Origin of the sequence: Porticoccus sp. W117, assembly GCF_030341905.1 — a bacterium.
GTDB lineage: Bacteria > Pseudomonadota > Gammaproteobacteria > Pseudomonadales > Porticoccaceae > SCSIO-12696.
The window spans coordinates 52,359-74,457 of record NZ_JATAAF010000014.1 but is presented as its reverse complement, the minus strand read 5'-3'; the positions used below and the strand labels follow the sequence as shown (position 1 = coordinate 74,457).

The window sequence follows — 22,099 nt, the reverse complement described above, 5'->3', positions numbered from 1 at the left end:
GAGCCCCCCTCAGCAAGGCAAAAAGTGCGTAAATATCGAGTTATTTACGCAAAATTTGGAGAAAACGAGCACCTGAATTTTTGAATTGCAGAAACTGGCACTGCATTATCAATTAATCAGATGTTCCTAAAGTATAGAAAAAGGAATAACTAATTGAGTAGCAAGGATCAACAGGAAAGCTTAGACCTTCTTCGCGAAGAAACACTAGAATTTAAGCACCCCCTTTATTATCTGAACGAACAAACTAGTATTGGTGTTTTATCTCAATTGGCTTTAGAGGCAGGTGACTGGATTTTTAAGGCTGCCCACGTGAAGGATGATCTTTATAAAGTTTCCCATGAGTCAGGAGTGAAGTTTTTAGCAGAGTTAAAGAGTGGTAAAGGCAAGGAGAAAGGGACATACATAATAAAAGGCTGTGTTGAGCATTTCGATGAAAGTGCTATTTCTTTCTTTGATAATGTAAAGATTAATGGTGTCGGGGATAAGGGATGGAAGCTTAGGACTGCTCAGTTGGGTGCAATCTATTCTTTGATGTCACATTGGTCTCTATCAAGTGATGTGGCAACTGTAGTTCTTCCTACTGGAACAGGAAAAACGGAGACAATGCTTGCCACATCTCTAGTCGATAAGGCCGAAAGGACTTTAGTTATAGTTCCCACAATTGACCTTAAAGACCAAATCGCTGAAAAATTTTCGACTTGGGGGATGTTAAGAGAGTTAGGCGTTATTCCCATTAACGCACCAAACCCGAAGGTTATTGTTCTAAATAAAACTCTTAACGATAAGAAGTGTTCAGATATTATAAGAAAGGCAGATGTGGTTGTGTCCACACCAGGTTTGTTGGCTAGGGCATCATTGGAAATACAGCATGAAATTGGAAAATTATTCTCACATGTTTATTTTGATGAGGCTCATCATGTTGTTGCAAAAGAATGGGGCACACTGAAAAGTCTTTTCACAAACTCAAAAATTGTTCAATTCACAGCCACGCCTTACAGAAATGATCGACAACCTATTGAAGGCAAAGTTGTATATAACTATCCGTTATCTCAGGCTCTTGAAGATGATTGCTTTTCAAAAATATCACTAGTCACCGTTGATGAGCGGCACCCTAGAAAAAAGGATAAAGCTATTGCTGATTCTGCTATGGGTCAATTGATTGAAGATCGAAAAAATGGTTTTTCTCGGCATAAAATGATGGTTCGTGCGGATAATGCTAAGCAAGCAGATGCTCTATTTTTGAAGTATCAAGAGTGGTTCCCTGATGAAAGCATTGTTTTAATACATTCTAAAACTTCGGGAAAAAAAGCAATAATTAGAGATATTAAGGATAATAAATACGATATTGTCGTTTGCGTGGATATGTTGAAAGAAGGCTTTGATTATCCCGACTTTAAAGTTGCAGCAGTTCACTCTGTCCACAAATCACTCGCGGTTCTTCTCCAATTTATTGGTAGATTTACCCGCACACAAAAAGGATTGGGGGATGCTTCATTCGTTGTAAATTATGCTGAGGAAAAGATTTCGGTTGAGTTGGAGAATCTTTTTCAAGAAGGTTCCGGTTGGGAAGAAGTTATTAGCGAGATAGCGGATGCAAAAAAGGCCGAAGCTGAATCGCTGCTTTCTTTTCTTCAAGGGTGCACTCCTTATTCCGGGTTTGATTCTCCAGATATAGAGTTGAATCCAAAACTTGTTTATCCAGCTTTAAGTTGTCTCTGTTTTCAATGTGATAGCGTTAGATGGTCTAATTTTAAAAATTCCTTTAACTTGAAGCAATATGCCTTGTCTCAACCATATATTAATTCTGAAGAGAATATTTTCTATTTCACAACTCAAAAAAGAGAAAAGGTGAAATGGGCGCGAACAGACAAAATGAAGGATCAAACATGGGATCTCATTGTCATGCATCACGACCAAGACAAGAAATTGCTCTATGTTGGATTCTCCGAAAAAAGATTAGATGTCATTAAGCTTGTTGAAAAAATATCTGGTTCTAAAGCAATTCCGCTAAATGGAGATTGCGTCTTTAGATCATTTGATTCAATCAAGCGCTTGAGTATTGTTCATGCGGGAATATTTAAGCCTGCGAATCACCTTCATCGTTATTCTCGCTTAAGCGGAGCGGATGTGACTACTGAGCTTGAGCGATGGAAGGCGGGGTCTCGTTGCCAAAAGTCTGACTTTGTGGGAGTGGGCTTTAGGAATGGTTTCCCTGTAAGTGTAGGAGCTTCGGTTAAAGGAAAAATATGGAGCCCAGCTAAAGTAGGAAATTTAAAAGAGTGGAAGGAATGGTGTCTAGATGTAGGACGCTTAATTACCGATACAAACATAGATTCTAACCAGTTGCTCGAAGATTCAGCGTCGAAAGTGCAGTTAAGTGATTACCCTGAGGATTTAATAGTTTTAGCAACTGACTGGGCCGAGAATCTTTATGACAGAATGCATAAGCTAACTCTTGAAGCCCCATCTAGCCAATCATTTATTTTGTCTGAAGCTACTCTTAAATTTAAGTCTTTCGAAGGTAATAAGACTGATTTCGATCTGATAATGCCAGATGGAGAAGTGTCGTTTTCTATTATTCTAGGTGGTGAAAAAGGGCATGAAGTACATGGGCTTGATTCCTGTCAAATTAAGGTTGAAGGCTTAAAAAGCTCAGCATTGTCTCTCAAGCAGTTTTTCCAAGAAAATCCACCAACAATGTTCTTGTTAAACGGATGTACTATTTCTGGCTGTATTCATACGGACTATGGAGAAAGCGGAACGCAGGTTATTCCAGAAGATAGAGTAGAAGTTCTTGATTGGGATGGTGTCGATTTTACTGTTGAATCACTCTATAAATATGGTGTCAAGCGTGACGGCTCAATACAAGAATACATGATGAAGCACTTGCGCGAAAAAGGTGCGAACATTGTATTCAATGATGATAATGCAGGAGAATCAGCAGATATAGTTGCAATATTTATGGGGGATGAATGTGTTCGATTTGAAATGATTCACTGTAAGTATTCGAAAGAGAAATCTGGCAAAAGGTTGTCTGATTTATATGAAGTTTGTGGCCAAGCTATTGTCTCCTTGCGTTACAAGTGGAAGCCAGAAGAGCTCTTAAAACATATGGCTCGAAGAAATGCTACTGGTGTACTGCAAGGCCTAAGATTTTATCATGGTGGTGCAGAAGATTTAGAAGATATTAAAAAAGCACTCAAATACAGTGAAGTTAGTTTTGAGTTTGCAATAGCCCAACCTGGGGTAAGAGCTTCAGATCTTTCAACAGACATGAGTACATTGCTTGGTTCGGTTTATTCGACAGTTATTGAAATGACGGAAACCAAACTTCATTGTTACTTTAATTCTTAATGTCCGCTTTTGTCCGAAAAGGAAGATGTATGATTAATGAGTTAATTAGTGGATTTTTTTCTGGATTTGGATCGGCTTTAGGTGGTTTTTTGGGGGCTTCTGTCATATCGGGTTTGATTGCATTTACCACTCTTCTAAAGAGAGAAAAAAGCATAAGGAACTCTCTCGAAGAGAATGATTTGTATGATGTAACGCCCGGAGTTTCTTTTTTTAAAAAGAAGCGGATATTTTCTTCTATGCCTAGAAAAAGAGGGCTCCTTGCATTTATAAATCCTTTTGAATCTATCTTTTGGCTTTCTATAATGCATGCCTAATCATATCTGCAATTATTTATTTTTTTGGTTGATTTGTTGATATCCATAATGAATCGACATGATGTGCATTCAGCAGTGCAATGCGCCAAATTTTACTGAGAGAATATAAAGGCCATGAATAACCACAGAATTGACACTTTAAAATCATCTCTTGATTCGATTAAGGCGCAGCTAGATTCTTATCAAATGCATCGTAAAAACTTAAAGGTTAAATTTGAGGATATTGGCGTTAGAGATTTTGATAATGATGAAGGGAGAATAAGAGAAGATTCTATAGAAGCATTTTATGACAGCCTATCAAAAGATGACGGATCAAAAAGACTCCTTCATAGCTATGTTAATTCATTGGAAACTCTTAGAGAAAACGTCCATCATTTTCTGAATAAAGAACCTTTGGCTGATAAAAAAGTAGAGAATAGAGAAACCAGACTATACTGGGGCCATCAAAGAAAAGTATGGCTGACATGGGTTCAGCAAACAACTAGATGGATTATAGGCGCAATTATTGTAATTTTTATCTACTCTGGAGGAGTTTGGATGTCAGAAAAATATCCAAATTTTTTTCATATGCCAGTACATGATTGGTTTAAGAGTATTTCTAATAATTAATATCTTCTTGATTTTTATTGTAATTTTACTAAAGGCATAATTTCATAGTGTGATAACGGTGATTTTGTAAAGTGAAAAATATCTAATATCTTATTATAATTATTTTACGATTTGTTGAATTGAATGGTCAATATTTCTTAAAATTTCGCTTTGAGTTCTCTTGAGAGTCTTCATCCCTTTTCGAACGTTTTCTATACGATTCTCTAGTTTTAAAAATTTGTCATTTTTTTCCTTCCAACTATCAATATCTATACGATATTTTTTTAAATCGGATTTGTATCTGGATAGATTTGATTCATATTTTTTCAATTTTAATCGGTATTCATTTCTCAGGAGATTGGCTTTTCTTCGAGCTTCTGATATTTCCCTCCTCAGTTCAGCACGTTCTCTGTCATACCGAGACGTCTGTTCTTTATGTGTGCAGTCTTCGTAGTCTGCAGGTGGATTTGCCGGACAATATGTATAGCGCATCTCGTTATATTTTCGCTGCAACTGGCTTGCTAGTTGACTTGACCGAGTTGCTGCCTCTCTTTTCCTTCTTAAATCCGTTCGTTCATCTCGCAACTGTTTTTCTGTGCGAACTAATTCTTGCCGTCGTCGTTCCAGAGACTCTCGCTCTGGGCGTAGTCTCGATAACTGTTTGGCGTAACTAGGCCACAACTCTATGCATAGCTTCCGCTTATTCAAAAAATCGCTAATTGCCTTTCGGTACTCTTCTCCCAATGGGAATGTTGATTCCATCATTTTTTTGACAATCATATTCCATGAATCTATTGATTGTGCTTCGAAGTGCCAGCCTTCGTCCTCCACAGACTCCCGCCATCCGGCAGATTCTAATGCTTTTTTTAATGCACGAGTGTCGTTCCCTCGAATAATGTCGATAGCTACACCGTACTCATGGAAAGACTTGCCTGGCGGATTGGCTTTGTTTGCTTTCGGCCCGCCATACTGATGCCAAGCATATTTTACGAACAGTCTTGCTTGGGATCGACTAGAACGCTTACCAGAAAAAATTTGTATATATTCGTATTTGTGTTTGCCAGATAAGTAAAGTTTATTTGCTTCTTTGTATAGTGCTGATGCTTCTTTAAATAGCTTCTTAGCTTTAGGGTCCTCTTTGTCTTTTCTAGTAATATCTGAAAAGACTTCTCCCTGCGCCCCCTTCAGGCCCAGCTGCTCTAACGGACATTTGTTGCATGGCCCGTTGGCCGAAAATCGAAATTTTGGCTTTATTAAAACGAGCGGTTTTTTTTCACCTCTCAATAGTTTTTCTACCTTTGTTAGTTCGTAGTTCATTATTCAAGGGAATTCGAATACTTAAGTGGCGGGAGTGGACCAGCACAACCCCAATCGGGCCCTGGGTACATCTGCGTATGTACGTAATCGACTCTAAGACTATTGACGTTGCTATCATCGTCTGTAGATTTCCATCTAATCCCCACACTAGGATCGTTAATAGCTATATAGCCACCGTTTCTAGGTCGCCATAAGCATGCTTGCGTCCTTCCATCAATCTCTATACGAATATGAGGGCCGTACTCACCGAATCGAACAATATGACTGCTCTTACTCACATCCCACTCTAGTTTTTTGAGCACAGTGGACTTAACTTTGCCCGTAGAGTTGTCAACTTCCTTGTACGTAAGTGCTATGTTTTGGTCATTAGTAATTGTTACCTCGTACCATCTGACTGGAAGGCCACCCCGAGGATTTTGCATTTGACCAATTAATCCCACTTCGCATGTTGGTTGTGAACAAAATGTTTCTACTTTAAAAGTCGTGAGAGTTCCCCGTAATTGGTGTGATTTCTCAGATGGATGTCTAGGTTTTGGAAATTTGGGTATTGCCGCGTAAGCTATTGAGTTTTCTGTCGCCGCAGATGTTGATAGTACGCCGTCATATACCTCCCAGTCGTCATCAGTGAATTGAAACAAGCCAGTTTCTTGTTCAAAAGTTTCATCTAATATGCTGGCCATTCGAAAGTTCGACCACTTGGTAGTCTTCCCCTCTTTGCTTTTCGCGCGCCATTGTAAATCCGAGTCAATTGGAAATGCTGAATTGAAAAATAGTAAGTCTGGTATAGGCTTGCCTTGTCGTCTTGTTGTAAAAGCTATTCTGCAAATTGGTACATCATGCTGGATAGTAGAAAATTTTCTTAAACTACTCGTTGCATATTCTTTCCCTTCACTCCGAACTTCGATAGAGTAGTACTGAGAGTTGTCAATACATTCGAATGCGTAACCGGCTTTAGGAAAAACGGATAGACCATTTGGATAAGGGATCTCTATCTCTGCTTCGCTACCAAGAATTAGGTTTTTTTCCTTTTCTGTAGCTTTTTTGAACTCTTCAATGAAAATTTGTTCTCGCTTATCAATTGCGGTCTCAGTTTTTTTGGTATCATCGATGACATGATCCACTATTTCTTGATTTCCCTTGCATGCAAAACTAGACATAGTTACTAGGAATAGAAGAAAAATATTTACAGGTTGACGATTCCAATTATTCATGGCCGAGATCCTTTAATTAGTATTTCTACGTAATAACGCCTATTTACAAAGGTAGTCAGGAGGAACTAATTACGCTTGATTCTGCCTGCAGTTACTAGCATAGACTATTTTTTATAGGAAAATGATATGTTCTGCAGAATATGCAAAATGTCTACTACTATTGCTGCTTTGGAGAGCATAATTAAAACAGCTCAATAGTTTAAAATAGCTATTTATCTCGTGTACGGAATTCTGAAATTCACCCTTAATCGATTTTTAACAGGTTGCCTCAAAGGAATGTCCAGATTTAGGTGTGCGATAACAGTCAGTATGAAAACCTATTCAACACTGCGGCTTGTCACCAAAAAACTGCTCAATATGAGTGCGAAGGGCTTTTTCAAAGGGTAGTAGGTTCTTGCCCCGAACCAATAGCTCAACATATTGCGGTGAATCTGCGGCTTGGTCAATCATGGCAGCATATCTTTTCATAGCTTCACGATACTGCCGCTGTTTTTGCCTCTGTTCCATGGCGCGGTGCCTCCTGTCCGTTGGAAAGTAACTGTTTCCGTTGCTTCTTTGGCCTACCTAATATGGAGCCACGTTTAACGGCGGCTTTAAGGCCGTCGATTGTGCGGCGGGATAGAATGCCGAGTTCCCACTCACCGGCAGCAATAATCATGGTGTAGAAAAATCGTCCGTCTGGCGTTGTTGGATCAAAACGCTGCGTCAGTGATTCCAATTTTATGCCCCGCGCTGTCAGGTCATCAAGAGAGTTAAGCCCCTCCACTGTGGAACGGAACGCCGATCATAGGATATGACGACAAACTCATCGCCGGCCTTCAACTTGGCATAGATTTCTTGAAATACAGGGCGGTTTTTCTTACGTGCTGAAACGCCGTCCTCGATATAAACTTTATCGCAACAGCCCTCCAACTCGTCAATCTGGCGGTCTGTGTGCTGTTTGTTGGTCGAGGTGCGGACATAGCCGTAGCGCATGCTTCTACCCTCCAGAAAACGCAAAAAGTTCTAATGATTTCAAGGCGTTAATGGTAGACAAAAACGGTCGTTTTTCTGGGCGGCTATTCCATGACATTGCTAAAAATTCCAATTCCTTGAAAATCAATAACTTGGCGGCTTGCGAGGGCTGTAATTTGTTGAATAAAGCAACCCTAGCAAAAACGACCGTTTTTTAAGTGCCTGATTCTCGGGCTGCTGGCAAGTGTTATTGCACTGCCTGCGTGGGCTGGTGATAAGCCACCAAAACCCCTTGGTGAGAAAGCCAGTTCATCACTGGAAGCTTTGAAGAAGGCCGACAAATACTCACATGATACGGGTGGTATTGGGATTTTGGTTCGTTATGGCACTGGCAATGGTGTTACTGCCGACGAAATCGGCTCTGCATTTGTCAAAGAGATCAAAAAACGTGGCTGGAAAGCCAAGTATTTCTATTATGACGCTGATTGGAAAGGCGTATCAGTTGAATATCATATTGGCCATTCAGCAATGGGGCCGTGGAGTCCTGATACCGCCGCATCCAATGTAAGTAAAGCGATTGCGCGCGCTAAAGCTGCCCAGAAAGTTCATAATGGAAAAGTTTTTGATTGATTTCTAAGAGAAATCAAAACCCGTACTTTCATAGGTTTTTGTAAATTTGCTACCTTCTGCGTCTATCTCACTATCAACAGTCGCTTGATATTCATCATTCTCTGATAGTGTAATCTTGGCCTTGTTGTCTATCAGGTCGGCATCATGGGCAGCCTCAAGCACTTCCTGTCGCTCGTTAGCTTCCAGAGTATTGCGGCCATCATACTTGGCAACAACGGGCTTTAGCTTCTGTGCCTTCTGCCAAGCCTCCAGATATTCAGCTTCTTCAAGATGCCGGTATTGAGGTTTGACGTTGCCTTTATCATCAAGGAGTTTATCTGCTAAAGCCTGTAGCTTCTGCTCGTCCGTATCCAGTTCGGCCAGCTCGTCTTCGGTGAGGAAAGTTGTAGCCATACCGCCGATAACATCATCGCCGTATTTGGCTTTTAGGGCCTCAAAACGTTGCGCCATCTGTGCTTCAAGGTCGGCAAGCTGCTGGCGCATATTCTCGATAATGTCGAGAATATCTGTCATGCGCTTGTCTTTGGATTGCTGCTTGCGAGTATATTTCGCATCGGTTTTTTCTGCCGAGGCTGTACGATCCAGCAAGCCGGAAACAGAGCCGCTTTGCTGGCCCAATAAAATAGCGTTGTCCATTTCGGCTGAAAGCCTCGCTGCGGAAGCAAAGGCAATCGCAATTGGCGGGAAGTTAGACATGGCTCACCTCAATCTGGTGCGCGGCGCGGCTATCTACCGATAGCCCGAAGGCTCGAATACCAGTGGTATTCGAGCCAGCTTTAAACCTTATCTTGAGCATTCCACGCCCCATTGTCCCGCCATCCCTTGTATTTTAATGTATTCAGGCTGTTTTTATTCCCATAAATAATAGCGAAAACTGGTTAAAAACCCCTTAATACAAAGATTTTTGGCGATAAGCACTGTTAATGTAGCGGGTGGTATTTCGGCGTTTTTTCCATCCCAGTTGTCTATAGAGCTATATCGCAATCACAAAAGGCTGCCTGATCCTTACATACCGGGCAACGCTCCATATCACACCCTGGAACGTGAAGTTGCCCCTTTAGGGCCGAGCAATCATGGCATGGGCGAGAGCCTGCACTTTTGTAGCCTTCTTCTTGCCCGTATGGAATGCGCTCGTATTCAACACCATCAATTCGGCAAGTTGTTATTTCTTGGGCGGCTTTCAGTTTTTCCGGCCAGCCTTTTATAACCATGCTTCCATTGAATTCTACGAGTTCTTGTTCCGTGGTGAGTTCTTCGTTCTTCGAGGCATCCTGATAAAGCTGTGAAAAGAACTCCAGCTTCTTTTGTGCATGTATATGTATATCGGGGTTACGAGACAATATAGATGGATTGTCAAGAATGATGGCGAAATTTTCTTTAGGGTGCTCTTTAATAAAGGTTAGCATCTGCTGTATTCCTGGCCTGTCCATCGCACTTCCTGAAAAACCCCTATCAGAAAAAACAGCGACAAGATCGTAACCTTGTTCTTCGGCGTATTTTGTACCTTGATCTATCTGCGATGCGGTATCCTGCTCAGTAGTGGCTGTACGGGCATAGAGGATAACTTTTTGTTTTGTTGATGGCTCAGTTTTCATCTTTTCTACTCCTTTAGATTTTGTAATCTGATTACGTAATGGCTGCAAGAAAATAAAAAGCACCGGAGCCGTGCTCCGGCGCTTTTTTTGCTGCTACCAGAGATAGCTAAAACAAAGAAAGCTGATTTCTTTGCATATCGGCTTCGGCCCATTTCTCGCAATTACGACGCTGGTCGTCCAGCCACATTTGGGAAAGCTCTAGAACTTCTTCTTTGTTAAAAGGCCGATCAAAGTGCGGAAACCAGCGCACAATATTGTCGTCGCCTCCTTTGTAAAACTTATCCGAGGCTTTGATATAAAAGCGGTCACGTTTATTATTCCATAGTCTGTGATTGTACCTTGTTGTAATCGTCAGGCCGCGCCAGTTAAAAACGACTTCACATGAATGATCTTCCATTAGATTTCCTTTCTTTTAGGGGTTTTTAAAAAGCATTCCTTGCTGGCCTCTAAGAAGAGGCCCTGTGACTTTCGAGTTCATTGCGGCGCATCGGCGCTGGCTTGGAGCTGCCATACTTACCGCGTATTTTTTCCATTGAATAACTGCCACGGCTGGCGCTGCGCCAGTCTTCGGGGCGGAAATACCAGCTCTTCTTTTTGGAGGCGAATTTATAGCCTGCTTCCTTCAGCGCGGCTTTGTGCTTGTAGGTTTCACCGGACACCCAGACCCATGCGCCGCAAATTTCAATATCCAGCCCCGCTAAACCCATAATGGCATTCAAGGCATTATTGACGGCTTCGGGATAATCTTGGGTTGTCTCTCCGGCTTCGCCTTCTGGAATTTCGCCGCAGTAATCCTTCAAGGCATCAAAGGCCGCATTGATAATTTTCATCATCTCGGCCCCTGCGGGGTTTCTGTCGGGGTGGTACTTCATGGCCGCAACACGGTATGCTTTTTTGATTGCTTCGGGGCTTACCTCACCACTCAGACCTAAAATCTTGGCTGCATCTTTAATGTTCATCGCTCTTGCTCCTATTAGGGTTAAAAAACGAACCCCTTTTGGGGTTGAAAACCCCAAGACGAAGCGAACTTGCGAGCGTGAAATCGTGCGTTTTGGATTTCAGCGGGACAGGGCTTGCCCTCCTGCCAAGGGCAGGTTGTATCGCTGAAATCGAAAACGGATGATAGGCTTGTGCCTCCCCAAAAGGGGAAATGGACAAACAAAGCGAACCCGCAAGGGTTCACCTCAACAGAAGATATGGGGCGTTGCGGGGTGTCCCCGCTCGAAGGGGTGGCGGAAAACGCGCCAGCGGTTGCAGGCAGGGGAAGGCTTTCCCCTCAGTTGTCACTTCTTCATCAAAAAGAGCTGATATTATTAGAGCTGTCACGGGATAGATTTCCGCTGTAACACTCCCTCTGGCACGTTCTCAATCGTTGTCTACTACATCGAACACAAGGAGTATGTCATGTTAGACCTGTTCTCACTCAGACCAGAAACCCATTACGGCTGTCCTTCTGCCGACCAGATACTGATAAACCGTCACTATGTCGTTGGGTATTCCTACTACTTTCGGCAAGCAAAATGGGCGTTAGAGATAGTCACTCCCGGCGATAGAGATATGAATGATGTTGAGAGACAAGATGACTTCATTGTCGATTACCGCATTCCAAAGCGGTTCAGAGCGACATTGGATGATTTCAGGGGCAGTGGCTATGATCGTGGGCATCTGGTGGCCAGCGCTAATAAGCTAGAGACGCAAATCCAGAACAATGAAACTTTCCTGCTTTCCAATATGGCTCCACAGCATCCCAGACTGAACCGGAGTATGTGGCGTGAACTTGAAACGGCTGTACGAGAGTTGGATGCAAAAAAAGATAGAAACGGAGACAGAAAGAACCTCGAAACCTATGTTATCAGTGGCCCTATCTTTGATTTCACGACTGGAACACGTTTCATAGGGCAGCGAGACGATAATGGCATCGAAATACCCATTCCCAGCCATTTTTTCAAATGCGTCCTGACCATCGACAAGAACAATAAAATCCATATGTGGGCATTTGAAATGCCGAATGAGGAGCTGGATGGCAACCTGTTAGATTATCTACGGCCCACGTCCTATATCGAGCAAAGGGCTGGCATTGTATTTTGGGATAATCTACTGGGTGATGAAGTCGAGGCTAAGAAAGCCAGCAAGGGAGGAATGTGGTGAAAGCCAGTAGTATCTAAGGACGTCTCCTTGGTCGTGATTCAGCGCCGAAACGTTGGCGGTATCCTATCACCGGTGACTGCTCTGAAATTCGGTGAAGATGGGGGCAGATACACCCATGCCCTGCGAGTGTGATTCAAAACGGCGATACGTTTTGACTGGTGCATGACGGCCTCTTGCAGGTCTAATCATACTCCAGCGCCGGGGTATCCAACAGGGGCGGCAGCGCCCTTTGGCAAGCGTCTTGTATTAACAGCCCCTACAGAATGTAGGGGTTGGTAGTACAAGACACAGCTTGCACGCAGTGGGAACAGATTTTATTAACGAATAATTAAGTCCAATCGGTAATACTAAAGGCAGAGGCATGAACAAGAGAAAGGCAATGGATTGTCTGAACCGAAGAAAGTCAAAGTATGGGGGCCGCAACCTGTAAGTCCTGAGAATCTATATATCGTTGGCGCTTATTATTCAGGCGATGATATTGGAGTTTGTGTTGCATACATTGCGGATCTTAATGATCAATATTCAATGACCGAAAAGATGGTGCGCGAGCGTATGGATGATATGGAGTATTACGCGGCGACCTCTACGCCAGGTGGTGAACAGCAGCGTGTGACGCAGCGCGAATATGAAATTATGCACCATGCATTAGCCCATATACAGCGCGACAAGATCGAGCGCGATATCCCGCTTGACACACCGTTATTTCCTCACCCAGATTTTAATCTAGCTTTGCCACCGCTCCGTGGTGTGCCTACCCCAGAATCGCCCTAAGCAGTGGCCGCAAAGGGACGGAGTTTTAGAAGCTCATCTTCGTTTCTATTTTTCATGTGATCGTTAGTGAAATACGCAGCCCGAGACGCAAATTTATTTTCTAATTGATCAATTGTAAAGCGTACTGGTAACTCCCACTTGATGCGAATTTCATCAACTTCTTGGGTGTATCGTTTAGGTTCTCGAATAGTGTCATATTGTGCTGACTCCTGTACTTCTGGGACAGTCGATTTGCCCTCCTCCTGAGATAGAAATTCAGGATAAGGCAGAGGTTTTACATCAGGGTGCTTGACAGGATAATCGTTCCTACACACTGCGTTCACATCGTCCCATGCGGCTCTCAATGCTTCATCACTACCTACGGCATTAGAAAGCCGTATTAGTGCCTTTTCATACTTATCGGCAAAGTCTCGCGAGTCGGCCCCCTTGTTTTCTGTTAGCTTTTCGTTGAGCCAATCCGTCATACCTTCAATGTAAAACTCCCCGGAAACGCACGCTCGAATTTTTTGTTCCGAGTTAAGAGCTTCAAACCAATCGATTTCTTTTTCTAAAAATTCTATGGAGGCTTCAAGATTTCCCAAGCTCTGTTCTACAGATCCTTTAGGTGAACTCATGTTAGATGTATGTCTACTCCTACACCATTCATAGCAATCATAGGCGTGCATGACACGAAAGCATTGTCGTTGCTCTTCGGTTAAATCTATTTGTACCGACATTTTTATATACCTATTTGTGTTGTGGCTTACATTTTCTGCGCTACAGACTTTTCAAGTCCAAAGTAGATATTTAATGAATGTAGTTTTCTGTTGGTCTGGGAGAGACTTGTAGTAATTCAAACATAGAAGTAAAAAATCAGTCAATCATCTCGACCGCTCTAATCGTATGCCATCAGCCAGAATTCTTAGGGCGTGTATTTGATAGCGGGCTGACAAATAACGTCCGCTTAGTAGCAGTAACAATGTCAGTCTCTAGGGAATTCATGGACGATAAGAATTTTTCCATCCATTCTTTTGTATAACGCAGTGATTCTTCATCTTTGTTCGAGCGGAGGTAAGACTTTGCTTGTTTAATCATCAAAACGTATAGGCTGACTATTGTTGGCAACATCATGCTCATAAAGAACAAACCCATGTACCTTTCATCATTTCTCAGCTTTTTAATATGCTTCTCATAGTTGCTCAAGAATAACCAGTCTTGTGGTTTCAGTTGCTTTAGCCCAGCCGCAGGGCAATATTGGCAGAGCTGAAATTTTGCATCCATTCGGACATCCAGGCTTTTTATTGGTAGTTTCATAAATTTGTCGAGATCAATGTGGTGATCCCACTCTGACTTCCTTTTTTCGAGTTGCTTAATATAGTTCCCTCTTTGAAAGTGTTGGAGTATCTTTCCCGAATCTACATCGCCGTATTCTGAGCGTATCTCTCTAAGGTTTGGGCTTGTACTGCAATTGTGAAGGCAGGTATCAATCCGTTGTTTATTGTCTATCATTTTTTCCAAATCTTCCCGATCTTGGCGATGATTTTTGTTGTTACGGTTTTCTGAAGTTGGAGATGGTGCGTGAGTGTTTGGGTAGACGTTGCTGTAGTAGTAATTGGAAAAAATATTGGCTGCTGCTTCGGATAGATATTCAGTTATTAATCGAGGCGCTGTGCTTAGCTTCATGTGAAGTAGATTGTGGCGCTCTTTGTAAGATTTGAGAATCTCATTCATCCATATTGATTCGGTGGAAAGCTTTTCCCGTAGCTTATTTGAGATCATGCGAACAGTGTACTCTGAAATATCATTGTCTTTTGCGATAGAGGCAATGGGAGTGCCTATAAGTATCGGGAATAGCAGTCGTTCAAACTTTTCCTGTGAAAGTCGAGAGCCTTTGTAGAGTTTGTTCTTAATATAGTAGTTGCGCACCATTTTCATTTCTCCCTAAAGAAAAGTAGAGCTTGTTCCAATCTTCAGAAGAGTTTAGCTGAAATTGGGGTAATTTTATTAATTATGGGGTGATGAAGGTGAAAAAATATATGATTGGGGCAGTTTAGCTAAAAAATTATGGGGCAATTATAATGATAGTGCCTATATAAAGCTAAAAAACAATAAATAAAGCTAATCAAAGAAAATATTCCGGGGAATCTACGTGAAAATCGGAGATTTAAGCTAAATAGTGAGTTGAGGAAAGCTTCCATAGGAAATTAGAATTTCTGAAAAATGATAGCAGGAAAGAATTTCGCTGAAATTTTGGAGGTTAAAGATGGAAGCTTACATGCCTAAGAGTTCGTCAACTGAGTATGCAGGAACAGGTTGTGGGGAGACTATGAATAGAATTACATACAATATCCCGAACTTGGTCGGGGTACTAAAAATCGTTGAGGATTTGAAAATAGAAGGACTATTGGTTTATCAACATTTGTGGCTATATGTTCAGGACGGGCTTGACGAGATACAGATCGGTGGTTCCGAAAAATGGCTTTGTTCGCGTGGAACACGAATAAGGTATCTATGCTTGTCTCGCGGTTGTGAAGACATATACCATCCTGAAAATCGTAGGCCGTTTAGTCGAGTTATGAAGGCTTTCCCTGAGCCAACTTTCTATTTAATGGTTGAATATCTGGAAAGAATACAGCCAAGAATTACGCTTCCGTTAGCTAAAAATGCAAGCGCTGCATAGTAAGCTCTTGCACCTATCCCGAGTAATTACACTATCACTTTGGTAGTTGAATCTAAATTGTACAAAGACTGAACATGCAATGGTCATGTCTTGAGACGACAACCCAAGTAATCTGCCTAGAATAGGAAGCCTCTAAATAAATATCGCAATAAACGGAAGAGAGAGGCTCCCATGTTCAACAAGCAAAATTCCCCCAGTAATCGGGGGCAAAAAACCATCGAAAAAAGCCTACACGGTTTAGCCACAATGCTTGCGTTTTTGGCGGCAATTGCGTCTGCCGGGCCAATATTCGAGTATGGCTATCCACCAGCTACCGAGTATTTCAGTGATTCATGGGGTTACGACTTTGGTGAGCTTGGAGGCTTTACCTTCTGCTCTGCCTGTGTCGTTACCGTTTTCTTTATTGCGCGTATTGGTGCCGTAATTGGTCTGATGTTTTTAGCCACGCGCGGCCTGATGTATGCCTTCTAACCCGCTGTCTCGCCCCGCGCGAAGCTATTTCTGGGGAGTTTCCTATGTTCGATTACGAACGAGATCGCTATGGCAGCGCTGGCGCTGCCAGCTTGCACGATTTACGACAGGCCGGTTTGTTATCCGGTAAAGGTATCAGCTTCGGCTTTGACGAAAACAAACGCCATGAGTTATTTGTGCCGAATGATGGCTCGGTGGCCCTGTTTGGTGGGGCTGGTTGTGGTAAGTCGGCAAGTGCCTTTGCCAATATCCTGATTGGCGGCCATTTACCGAATAACTTTATCTGTTTTGATCCTCGTGGAGAGTTGGCAGCGATAAGCATTCTTGCACTGTCTTTACAGGGATATGAACTGCATTTCGTGAATCCAACAGGAATGCTGGGCCTACCCCAAGGCCGCTGCAACCCGCTTGACCACCTGACTATTAACAACGTGAGCCTGATAGCTGACGCGCAAAAGGCCGCTCAAGATTTTTGTTCGACTCCGCTGGGAGTTAAATCAAGCTGGACGTATGACGATGCAAGGCGCTGGCTAACGGCTCTCATGCTATTCGATGCGGAATATGCAGGCTGCGCCAGCCTGACTGGAGTATTTTATTTGGTGCAAAGCATCCAAGGTGATACTGACCTTTGGTGTGATCTTCTCGAACGCATGATGGAATCGCGGTTTCCAACCGTTGTAAGCTTTGCAGGTGAAATCATGGCTTTGCAGAAGGAAGGCCGAGAAAGTTTCACCGCTCCCCTGGGTGTACTGCAAAGTGCATTTGCCTTTATGCACGACCCACGCCTGCAATGGACGTTCGGCGGCTCTGATTTTTCCCTGCAATGGCTTACAGACGCTAATCGCAAGATTGGCGTATTTGTGGTCTGGCCTATCGAGTTTATTCAAACCCAAGCCCCGGCCATTCGGCAGGTTATGGGGTCTGCTATCCAGAATAAATTGCGTTGCCCCGGAGGGACACCAGTCAGCGTTCTTTGGGACGAAGCAGGTCAGTGTGGAAATGTGCCCTCGCTGCGTGAGCTTTTTACCTACGGACGCGGGGCTGGGCTAATAAATAACGTAGCAGCATGGCAGGAGACGTCGCAGATACGGGCTGCATTTGGCCCCCAAGCCGACGAAATTATCGGCTCCGCGCAGTTTCGCGTTTTTAAAGGCGTAAGAACCGAATCCAGCGCAAATATGGTGTCTCGCATGTCGGGCACTATGTCTTTGGAATATGACGCGCTGAAAGAGCAATCCGATGCCCGCAGGCTTAAACAACATGCGGCGCAGCGTATCTTGAGCGGCGGTAATTTCTTTGAAGCAGCGGCTGATCTTCGTCATTACACAGAAGCCGAAACCCATCGCAGCAAGCAACCGCGCGAAGTCCTCAAACCTGACGAGGTTTTGAATTTGCCTCCTAGCGCCATGGTGGCCTTTGCCTCTGGTTTAGTGGAAGGCCCGATTATGGGCCATTGGATCAACCACTACGAGCGCTTCGACTTTGCAGGCTTGTATCTAAACAACCCCTATCACGATGCCGAGCATGTGAGCATCAAAACCCGCCTTGGCTCACGGCGGGCGCGTGTTATTGAAGAGCGTGTGCCTAGTGTGCTGGCGCACCTTCCACAATATCAAGGCGGTTTCTGGCGGTATATTGAAGGCTGCCGCCCTAATGTTTGAGGACGAACCCATGACCATTACCAAAGACCAGTTAGAGCTATTGGAGCGCCCGCTGCAAAAGAATGAAGAGCTGCGCTATACGATTGGCGGCCCTGTAGAAGCGGCGGTGCATTCAAACCTTGAGAACGAACGCACTGGCAAGCTGAACCAAGGCCACAAGGCCATGAACGGCGCAGCCCATAGCCTTGAACAAAACATGGCGTTTAAGGCCCGCGAGGGATTTGCCAAGGCGCAGTTTCAGCAAAAAGCCGGTGAAATCCCTCCACAAGACCTTCCAATCGCTGAAAGCACATGGCGTCAAAACCATATTGAGGCTCACAGGGGTACTTTGAACAAAGCCAGCAATCGGCTGCGCTCCGATATTCAACAGGCCTCCCATAACCAAGCCCCACCAATCGACACTGACCTTGGCTATGGAGCCAGCGCCAGCCGTCCTTACGTCGATGCCTATATCAAACAGCATGGCCCCAAAGCCCGTCTCATCCGAAATGAACAGGTCAGAGTTTTTGCTGAGACCATGAAACAAGACCCGCAATCGCGCGACTTAGAGCGATAACCACCACCTAAAGCCGGAGTAAACACTATGAGTGACTATGCCAATCAATCCAACCCACAATATCAAAATAAAGGGCAGCACCAAAGCAAAGGTAATAAGCCCAAAGACACACTATGGGATGGCCCTCTCAAAATGGCGATTTTTGAAAACGCCCGCGAAAACGGTGTTTCCTACTCCACGGAACCGGGCCGGATTTATACCGATGCGCAAGGGCAAGTGAGAGAGTCCAAAAGCTTTTCTCATGGCGAAACGCTGCGTCTGTCCAAACTCTCTGACAAAGCCTATGACCGGATTAGTGAGTTTAAGCAGCAGATGAAAGCGCAAAACAGAGGCCAAGATCGAGATAGATAAATAGCTTCTGCTTCCCGAAATCTTCAAGCGCGCATTTTATGATTGTCAAATTCTAAATTCGGTGATAATTGTTTGTTCTTGTTTTGTTCTAAATGACAGAGGAGGAACAACTAACAGCTAACGAAAGGCAAACCAATGGAATACAAGCCGCCCATAGACCCTTCTACCGCTATAAACGATAGCGAAGAGGAATGTTCAGCCCTTGCCCCGCTCAAGATGAATCCCGAAGATTATCGGGAAATCTGGGCTGAGTATGAGATGAGTGAAGAGCAATACAATGAAATGCTCGGCGTCATTTGGGAGATTGCCAAAACTTTCGTTCTTATGGGCTATAACGAAGATATATCCCAAATAATGTTTGGAAACATGGTGAGTAAAGTTAGCCCCGATTCTGAAAAACTGCTAAATATAGAGTGTTCCAAAACAATTGAACACTGCGCAGGCAATGACGCAGAGAAAGAGAGTGCTGATGAAGGAGTCTAATCAAAAAGCACTGGCGTACTGTCGAGTGTCCAGTGCCAAGCAAACTACTGATGGCTCAGGCTTAACCAGTCAAGAGCACCGATGCCGTCAATATGCAGAGCAAAATCATTACGAGATAGAAGCTGTTTATACCGATGATGTCTCGGGAAGAGGTGACTATAAAAAGCGCCGTGGGATTGTCGCTCTGCTCAATCACCTCAAAGAAAACAAAGACTGCAATTACGTTGTTATTTTTGATGATCTAAAGCGGCTTTCAAGAGATTTTGAGCAATACCCCAAAGTTAAAAAAGCGATTAAGAGTTTCGGCGCTGTTATCGAAAGCCCCAACTATCGCTTTGACGATACTTTAGAGGGCTGGTTTTCCGAGAATGTTAATGTACTGGTGGGTGATATGGAGGCCCGTCAGATTGCCCGTCAAAACCTGCAAAAGAAAACCGCAAGATTAGAGGCGGGCTACCATGCCTTTAATGCACCGGTGGGTTTTAAGTTTGTGCAGACGAAAGAACACGGAAACTTACTATTTCGTGATGAGCCTATAGCAAGCATTATTACAGAGGCTTATGAGGGTTTTGCTTCCGGTCGATTCCAAACCAAAGAAGAGGTGCGTTACTTCTTGGAAGGCCATCCCCAATTTCCAAAGCAGGCAAGTGGAAAGATAGGCAATGGCCGTGTCGATAAGATTCTGACCAACCCGATCTATGCCGGATATGTTGGTTACAAGCCCTATGGTGTCGAGCTTCGCAAAGGCAAGCATGAGGGCTTGGTGAGCTACAAGCTGTTCCAGAGGGTGCAAGAGCGCTTGAAAGGGCGGGCCTATGCACCGACCAGAAAGAATCTCAATGAAGATTTTGTGCTTCGTGGGAGTGTGTGCTGTGAGGAGTGCGGCAATGCCTTTACCGGAGCATGGTCAAGAAGCTGCACAGGCAAGCGCTATGCGTATTATATGTGTCAGACCCGAAAATGTAGCTTGAAAGGTAAGTCTATCCGGCGTGAAGTGTTGGAGGGTGAGTTTGAAGAGCTATTAAAGCAGCGCACACCATCAAAAGAGCAGATCGATACGCTCTCAGTCATGTTTGAGAAACTCTGGAGCCATCAGGCTACTGTTGTGCAAGCGCGCCATAAGTTACTGAGCCGAGACATTGCCAGCATTGAGCGCAAAATTGAAAGCGCCGTTGATACGATGATGGATACGGATTCTCTGACGGCCAAGAAACGTATCGAAAGCCGGATTGAAAGTCTGGAAAGCGACAAGCTCTTGCTAGAGGAAAAAATAGCCAATTGTGGGCGTCCAATACGCCCCTTTGACGAGATGTATCGAACTGCGTTGCAGTTTATGGCGAAACCCTATGAAACATGGGCCTTCGGGCGATATGAGGAGCGAAAAGCGGTGGTTAAACTGGTGCTGACAGAGCGCATGACTTATGTGCGAAATCAGGGGTATCAAACTCCTGATTTTTCCTTACCATTCAAGATGTTAGATGGTTTTTGCGCACATAAAAATAAAATGGTGCCCAGAGACAGAATCGAACTGCCGACACGAGGATTTTCAATCCTCTGCTCTACCGACTGAGCTATCTGGGCGTAGGTAGATGACTCGCGTTGCGAGAAGGCGCGTATTAAACCCGCTCATCCTTCGGTCGTCAAGCGGCTGACCAAGAATTTTTTACCTCTATTCGGAGGGCGGTACATAGCCTTCGGCGGCGTCGTAATTTTGCCCGGACAGGAAGCGGTCGCGTTGTTCCGCCAGGTAGTTGCGGGACTCCTTGTCCATCATATTCAGGTGTTTTTCATTGATCAGCATGGTTTGGTGGTTGAGCCATTCCTGCCATGCCTGTTTGGAGACGTTGTCGAAAATATCCTGGCCCTTGGGGCCGGGGAAGGGCATGGCATCCAGCCCTTCCAGTTCCTGGTTGTGTTTGCGGCAGTGTACGGTGCGGGTCATGGTGCTACCTTTTCGAGTTCGTTCAATAACCGGGCGATGGGTGCTGCGGTGCCCAGTGTTAATTCTGTGCGAGGGTTATACCAGACCTGCCGCCCGGCTTCCATGGCTTGCCGTGTTGCGGAGACCTGTACGTGCACTGGGGTGTAGTCCAGGTGGTAGTGGCTGAAGGTGTGGCGGCGGGGTTCGTTGGCTTCCCAGTCCAAAGGCTGGCACTGGTAGCGCTGGCAAATGCGCTCGATATCAGCGGTGGTGTCGCATTCAGGAAAGGCCCACAGGCCGCCCCAGATACCGCTGGCCGGGCGTTTTTCCAAGAGGATGTCACCGTCGCTATTTTGCAAAATTAGCAAGCAGGTTTCCCGCACCGGTTTTTCTTTTTTGGCCTTGCGGTGTGGGTACTGGCTGGGGTCGCCGCTGGCGTGGCCCTGGCAATCGGTTTGCATGGGGCACAGCAGGCACGCGGGTTTACTGCGGGTGCAGAGGGTGGCGCCCAGATCCATAATCGCCTGGGTGTAATCCGCCACGCGCTTTTTCGGGGTGAGCTGTTCCGCCAGTTGCCACAATTGATTGGCAACCGCAGTGGTGCCGGGGTAACCGCCGATGGCCCGGTAGCGGGTGAGTACTCGTTTGACGTTGCCATCGAGAATCACCGCCCGTTTCTTAAAAGCAATGGAGCGAATGGCTCCGGCAGTGGAGCGACCAATGCCGGGCAGGGTGCTCAGCTGCTCCACGCTATCGGGGAATTCACCGTTGTGTTCCGCCATCACTTGCTGGGCCGCTTTGTGCAGGTTGCGGGCGCGGGCGTAGTAGCCGAGCCCCGTCCAGTGGTGCAGCACGTCGTCCTGTGGGGCTTCTGCCAGTGCCTGTACGCTGGGGAAGCGCGCCATAAATCGCTGGTAGTAGGGAATTACCGTGGTTACCTGAGTTTGCTGCAGCATGATTTCCGACACCCACACCCGGTAGGGGGTGATGTCTTGTTGCCAGGGCAGGTCGTGGCGGCCGTGCTGGTCAAACCAGGTGAGCAGGCGTTGGGCAAACGTAGTGGCGGTCATACTGGTCTGATATTTTTGTCATTCTGAGCGTAGCGAAGAATCCTG

25 protein-coding genes, 1 tRNA gene and 1 pseudogene are annotated in these 22,099 nt (G+C 44.7%); 13 read left to right on the top strand and 14 right to left on the bottom strand.

What is annotated here, in order from left to right:
* The first annotated feature begins 153 nt into the window (after window positions 1-153).
* The 3 genes from QSV34_RS10860 to QSV34_RS10850 all read left to right on the top strand — a co-directional run bounded on the left by QSV34_RS10860 (window position 154) and on the right by QSV34_RS10850 (window position 4,277).
* Complete coding sequence (locus QSV34_RS10860) at window positions 154-3,354, top strand: DEAD/DEAH box helicase (protein WP_289154644.1); 3,201 nt, start codon at window positions 154-156, stop codon at window positions 3,352-3,354.
* Between the two features lie 29 nt (window positions 3,355-3,383).
* Window positions 3,384-3,668, top strand: coding sequence for a hypothetical protein (locus QSV34_RS10855; RefSeq protein ID WP_289154642.1), 285 nt, complete (start codon window positions 3,384-3,386; stop codon window positions 3,666-3,668).
* 114 nt (window positions 3,669-3,782) lie between these two features.
* On the top strand, window positions 3,783-4,277 hold the full coding sequence (locus tag QSV34_RS10850) for a hypothetical protein (protein ID WP_289154640.1): 495 nt from the start codon (window positions 3,783-3,785) through the stop codon (window positions 4,275-4,277).
* A gap of 99 nt (window positions 4,278-4,376) precedes the next feature.
* Here the strand turns inward: QSV34_RS10850 and QSV34_RS10845 are convergent, their stop codons facing one another.
* The 5 genes from QSV34_RS10845 to QSV34_RS10825 all read right to left on the bottom strand — a co-directional run bounded on the left by QSV34_RS10845 (window position 4,377) and on the right by QSV34_RS10825 (window position 7,759).
* Complete coding sequence (locus tag QSV34_RS10845; RefSeq protein ID WP_289154639.1) at window positions 4,377-5,573, bottom strand: M15 family metallopeptidase; 1,197 nt, start codon at window positions 5,571-5,573, stop codon at window positions 4,377-4,379.
* Window positions 5,573-6,784 (bottom strand): hypothetical protein, encoded by a 1,212-nt coding sequence (locus QSV34_RS10840; RefSeq protein ID WP_289154637.1) that lies wholly within the window; start codon window positions 6,782-6,784, stop codon window positions 5,573-5,575. The genes QSV34_RS10845 and QSV34_RS10840 overlap by 1 nt, the downstream gene beginning before the upstream one ends.
* A 321-nt stretch (window positions 6,785-7,105) precedes the next feature.
* Window positions 7,106-7,234 (bottom strand): hypothetical protein, encoded by a 129-nt coding sequence (locus QSV34_RS10835; protein WP_289154635.1) that lies wholly within the window; start codon window positions 7,232-7,234, stop codon window positions 7,106-7,108.
* 22 nt (window positions 7,235-7,256) lie between these two features.
* Window positions 7,257-7,502 carry a recombinase family protein gene (locus QSV34_RS10830; protein ID WP_289154633.1) on the bottom strand — a complete coding sequence of 82 codons (246 nt, stop codon included), beginning with the start codon at window positions 7,500-7,502 and terminating at the stop codon, window positions 7,257-7,259.
* A 17-nt stretch (window positions 7,503-7,519) separates the two neighbouring features.
* The gene (locus tag QSV34_RS10825; protein ID WP_289154632.1) at window positions 7,520-7,759 is read right to left on the bottom strand and encodes a recombinase family protein; all 240 of its coding nucleotides are present in this window, start codon (window positions 7,757-7,759) and stop codon (window positions 7,520-7,522) included.
* A gap of 303 nt (window positions 7,760-8,062) precedes the next feature.
* Between QSV34_RS10825 and QSV34_RS10820 the strand changes: the two genes are divergently transcribed.
* Window positions 8,063-8,368: a hypothetical protein gene (locus QSV34_RS10820; RefSeq protein WP_289154630.1), complete on the top strand. Its 306-nt coding sequence runs from the start codon at window positions 8,063-8,065 to the stop codon at window positions 8,366-8,368.
* Between the two features lie 3 nt (window positions 8,369-8,371).
* Here QSV34_RS10820 and QSV34_RS10815 read toward each other — a convergent pair whose 3' ends face one another.
* The 4 genes from QSV34_RS10815 to QSV34_RS10800 form a co-directional block, all read right to left on the bottom strand.
* Window positions 8,372-9,064: a hypothetical protein gene (locus QSV34_RS10815; protein WP_289154628.1), complete on the bottom strand. Its 693-nt coding sequence runs from the start codon at window positions 9,062-9,064 to the stop codon at window positions 8,372-8,374.
* Window positions 9,065-9,333: 269 nt separating this feature from the next.
* Window positions 9,334-9,963: a recombinase family protein gene (locus tag QSV34_RS10810; protein WP_289154626.1), complete on the bottom strand. Its 630-nt coding sequence runs from the start codon at window positions 9,961-9,963 to the stop codon at window positions 9,334-9,336.
* A 106-nt stretch (window positions 9,964-10,069) separates the two neighbouring features.
* Window positions 10,070-10,360 carry a hypothetical protein gene (locus QSV34_RS10805; protein ID WP_289154625.1) on the bottom strand — a complete coding sequence of 97 codons (291 nt, stop codon included), beginning with the start codon at window positions 10,358-10,360 and terminating at the stop codon, window positions 10,070-10,072.
* A gap of 49 nt (window positions 10,361-10,409) precedes the next feature.
* Window positions 10,410-10,922: a DnaJ domain-containing protein gene (locus QSV34_RS10800; protein ID WP_289154624.1), complete on the bottom strand. Its 513-nt coding sequence runs from the start codon at window positions 10,920-10,922 to the stop codon at window positions 10,410-10,412.
* A 445-nt stretch (window positions 10,923-11,367) separates the two neighbouring features.
* Here QSV34_RS10800 and QSV34_RS10795 point away from each other — a divergent pair, with 445 nt between their 5' ends.
* Window positions 11,368-12,111 (top strand): DNA/RNA non-specific endonuclease, encoded by a 744-nt coding sequence (locus QSV34_RS10795; protein ID WP_289154622.1) that lies wholly within the window; start codon window positions 11,368-11,370, stop codon window positions 12,109-12,111.
* Between the two features lie 384 nt (window positions 12,112-12,495).
* The gene (locus QSV34_RS10790; RefSeq protein ID WP_289154620.1) at window positions 12,496-12,882 is read left to right on the top strand and encodes a hypothetical protein; all 387 of its coding nucleotides are present in this window, start codon (window positions 12,496-12,498) and stop codon (window positions 12,880-12,882) included.
* Here QSV34_RS10790 and QSV34_RS10785 read toward each other — a convergent pair.
* Together QSV34_RS10785 and QSV34_RS10780 are read right to left on the bottom strand one after the other, a co-directional pair.
* Window positions 12,879-13,496, bottom strand: coding sequence for a hypothetical protein (locus QSV34_RS10785; RefSeq protein ID WP_289154618.1), 618 nt, complete (start codon window positions 13,494-13,496; stop codon window positions 12,879-12,881). The genes QSV34_RS10790 and QSV34_RS10785 overlap by 4 nt on opposite strands.
* Window positions 13,497-13,770: 274 nt before the next feature.
* Window positions 13,771-14,790: a hypothetical protein gene (locus tag QSV34_RS10780; RefSeq protein ID WP_289154617.1), complete on the bottom strand. Its 1,020-nt coding sequence runs from the start codon at window positions 14,788-14,790 to the stop codon at window positions 13,771-13,773.
* 397 nt (window positions 14,791-15,187) lie between these two features.
* Here QSV34_RS10780 and QSV34_RS10775 point away from each other — a divergent pair, with 397 nt between their 5' ends.
* The 7 genes and pseudogenes from QSV34_RS10775 to QSV34_RS15200 form a co-directional block, all read left to right on the top strand.
* A complete protein-coding gene (locus QSV34_RS10775; RefSeq protein WP_289154616.1) occupies window positions 15,188-15,541 on the top strand; it encodes a hypothetical protein in 354 nt (117 codons plus the stop codon).
* 171 nt (window positions 15,542-15,712) lie between these two features.
* Window positions 15,713-16,012, top strand: a complete 300-nt coding sequence (locus tag QSV34_RS10770) for a hypothetical protein (RefSeq protein ID WP_289154614.1) — start codon at window positions 15,713-15,715, stop codon at window positions 16,010-16,012.
* Between the two features lie 44 nt (window positions 16,013-16,056).
* Complete coding sequence (locus QSV34_RS10765) at window positions 16,057-17,673, top strand: type IV secretory system conjugative DNA transfer family protein (RefSeq protein ID WP_289154612.1); 1,617 nt, start codon at window positions 16,057-16,059, stop codon at window positions 17,671-17,673.
* Window positions 17,674-17,683: 10 nt separating this feature from the next.
* Window positions 17,684-18,229, top strand: coding sequence for a hypothetical protein (locus tag QSV34_RS10760; protein ID WP_289154610.1), 546 nt, complete (start codon window positions 17,684-17,686; stop codon window positions 18,227-18,229).
* Window positions 18,230-18,256: 27 nt separating this feature from the next.
* The gene (locus QSV34_RS10755; protein ID WP_289154608.1) at window positions 18,257-18,580 is read left to right on the top strand and encodes a hypothetical protein; all 324 of its coding nucleotides are present in this window, start codon (window positions 18,257-18,259) and stop codon (window positions 18,578-18,580) included.
* A gap of 135 nt (window positions 18,581-18,715) precedes the next feature.
* Window positions 18,716-19,063: a hypothetical protein gene (locus tag QSV34_RS10750; protein WP_289154606.1), complete on the top strand. Its 348-nt coding sequence runs from the start codon at window positions 18,716-18,718 to the stop codon at window positions 19,061-19,063.
* A pseudogene (locus tag QSV34_RS15200) lies at window positions 19,026-20,075 on the top strand (recombinase family protein); the annotation flags it as partial. The gene QSV34_RS10750 and the pseudogene QSV34_RS15200, both read left to right, overlap by 38 nt.
* Before the next feature lie 493 nt (window positions 20,076-20,568).
* Here QSV34_RS15200 and QSV34_RS10745 read toward each other — a convergent pair.
* The 3 genes from QSV34_RS10745 to mutY form a co-directional block, all read right to left on the bottom strand.
* Window positions 20,569-20,644, bottom strand: a tRNA-Phe gene (locus QSV34_RS10745).
* Window positions 20,645-20,732: 88 nt separating this feature from the next.
* Window positions 20,733-21,005, bottom strand: a complete 273-nt coding sequence (locus QSV34_RS10740; protein ID WP_289154604.1) for an oxidative damage protection protein — start codon at window positions 21,003-21,005, stop codon at window positions 20,733-20,735.
* A complete protein-coding gene (gene mutY / locus QSV34_RS10735) occupies window positions 21,002-22,054 on the bottom strand; it encodes an A/G-specific adenine glycosylase (protein WP_289154602.1) in 1,053 nt (350 codons plus the stop codon). The genes QSV34_RS10740 and mutY overlap by 4 nt, the downstream gene beginning before the upstream one ends.
* Window positions 22,055-22,099: the final 45 nt, after the last annotated feature.

Coding starts and splice junctions, on each gene's coding strand:
- QSV34_RS10855 (WP_289154642.1), top strand. CDS start 3,384: ATGATTAATGAGTTAATTAGTGGATTTTTTTCTGGATTTGGATCGGCT.
- QSV34_RS10850 (WP_289154640.1), top strand. CDS start 3,783: ATGAATAACCACAGAATTGACACTTTAAAATCATCTCTTGATTCGATT.
- QSV34_RS10845 (WP_289154639.1), bottom strand. CDS start 5,573: ATGAACTACGAACTAACAAAGGTAGAAAAACTATTGAGAGGTGAAAAA.
- QSV34_RS10840 (WP_289154637.1), bottom strand. CDS start 6,784: ATGAATAATTGGAATCGTCAACCTGTAAATATTTTTCTTCTATTCCTA.
- QSV34_RS10835 (WP_289154635.1), bottom strand. CDS start 7,234: ATGATTGACCAAGCCGCAGATTCACCGCAATATGTTGAGCTATTGGTT.
- QSV34_RS10825 (WP_289154632.1), bottom strand. CDS start 7,759: ATGCGCTACGGCTATGTCCGCACCTCGACCAACAAACAGCACACAGAC.
- QSV34_RS10815 (WP_289154628.1), bottom strand. CDS start 9,064: ATGTCTAACTTCCCGCCAATTGCGATTGCCTTTGCTTCCGCAGCGAGG.
- QSV34_RS10810 (WP_289154626.1), bottom strand. CDS start 9,963: ATGAAAACTGAGCCATCAACAAAACAAAAAGTTATCCTCTATGCCCGT.
- QSV34_RS10805 (WP_289154625.1), bottom strand. CDS start 10,360: ATGGAAGATCATTCATGTGAAGTCGTTTTTAACTGGCGCGGCCTGACG.
- QSV34_RS10800 (WP_289154624.1), bottom strand. CDS start 10,922: ATGAACATTAAAGATGCAGCCAAGATTTTAGGTCTGAGTGGTGAGGTA.
- QSV34_RS10795 (WP_289154622.1), top strand. CDS start 11,368: ATGTTAGACCTGTTCTCACTCAGACCAGAAACCCATTACGGCTGTCCT.
- QSV34_RS10785 (WP_289154618.1), bottom strand. CDS start 13,496: ATGAGTTCACCTAAAGGATCTGTAGAACAGAGCTTGGGAAATCTTGAA.
- QSV34_RS10780 (WP_289154617.1), bottom strand. CDS start 14,790: ATGGTGCGCAACTACTATATTAAGAACAAACTCTACAAAGGCTCTCGA.
- QSV34_RS10775 (WP_289154616.1), top strand. CDS start 15,188: ATGAATAGAATTACATACAATATCCCGAACTTGGTCGGGGTACTAAAA.
- QSV34_RS10770 (WP_289154614.1), top strand. CDS start 15,713: ATGTTCAACAAGCAAAATTCCCCCAGTAATCGGGGGCAAAAAACCATC.
- QSV34_RS10765 (WP_289154612.1), top strand. CDS start 16,057: ATGTTCGATTACGAACGAGATCGCTATGGCAGCGCTGGCGCTGCCAGC.
- QSV34_RS10760 (WP_289154610.1), top strand. CDS start 17,684: ATGACCATTACCAAAGACCAGTTAGAGCTATTGGAGCGCCCGCTGCAA.
- QSV34_RS10755 (WP_289154608.1), top strand. CDS start 18,257: ATGAGTGACTATGCCAATCAATCCAACCCACAATATCAAAATAAAGGG.
- QSV34_RS10750 (WP_289154606.1), top strand. CDS start 18,716: ATGGAATACAAGCCGCCCATAGACCCTTCTACCGCTATAAACGATAGC.
- QSV34_RS10740 (WP_289154604.1), bottom strand. CDS start 21,005: ATGACCCGCACCGTACACTGCCGCAAACACAACCAGGAACTGGAAGGG.
- mutY (WP_289154602.1), bottom strand. CDS start 22,054: ATGACCGCCACTACGTTTGCCCAACGCCTGCTCACCTGGTTTGACCAG.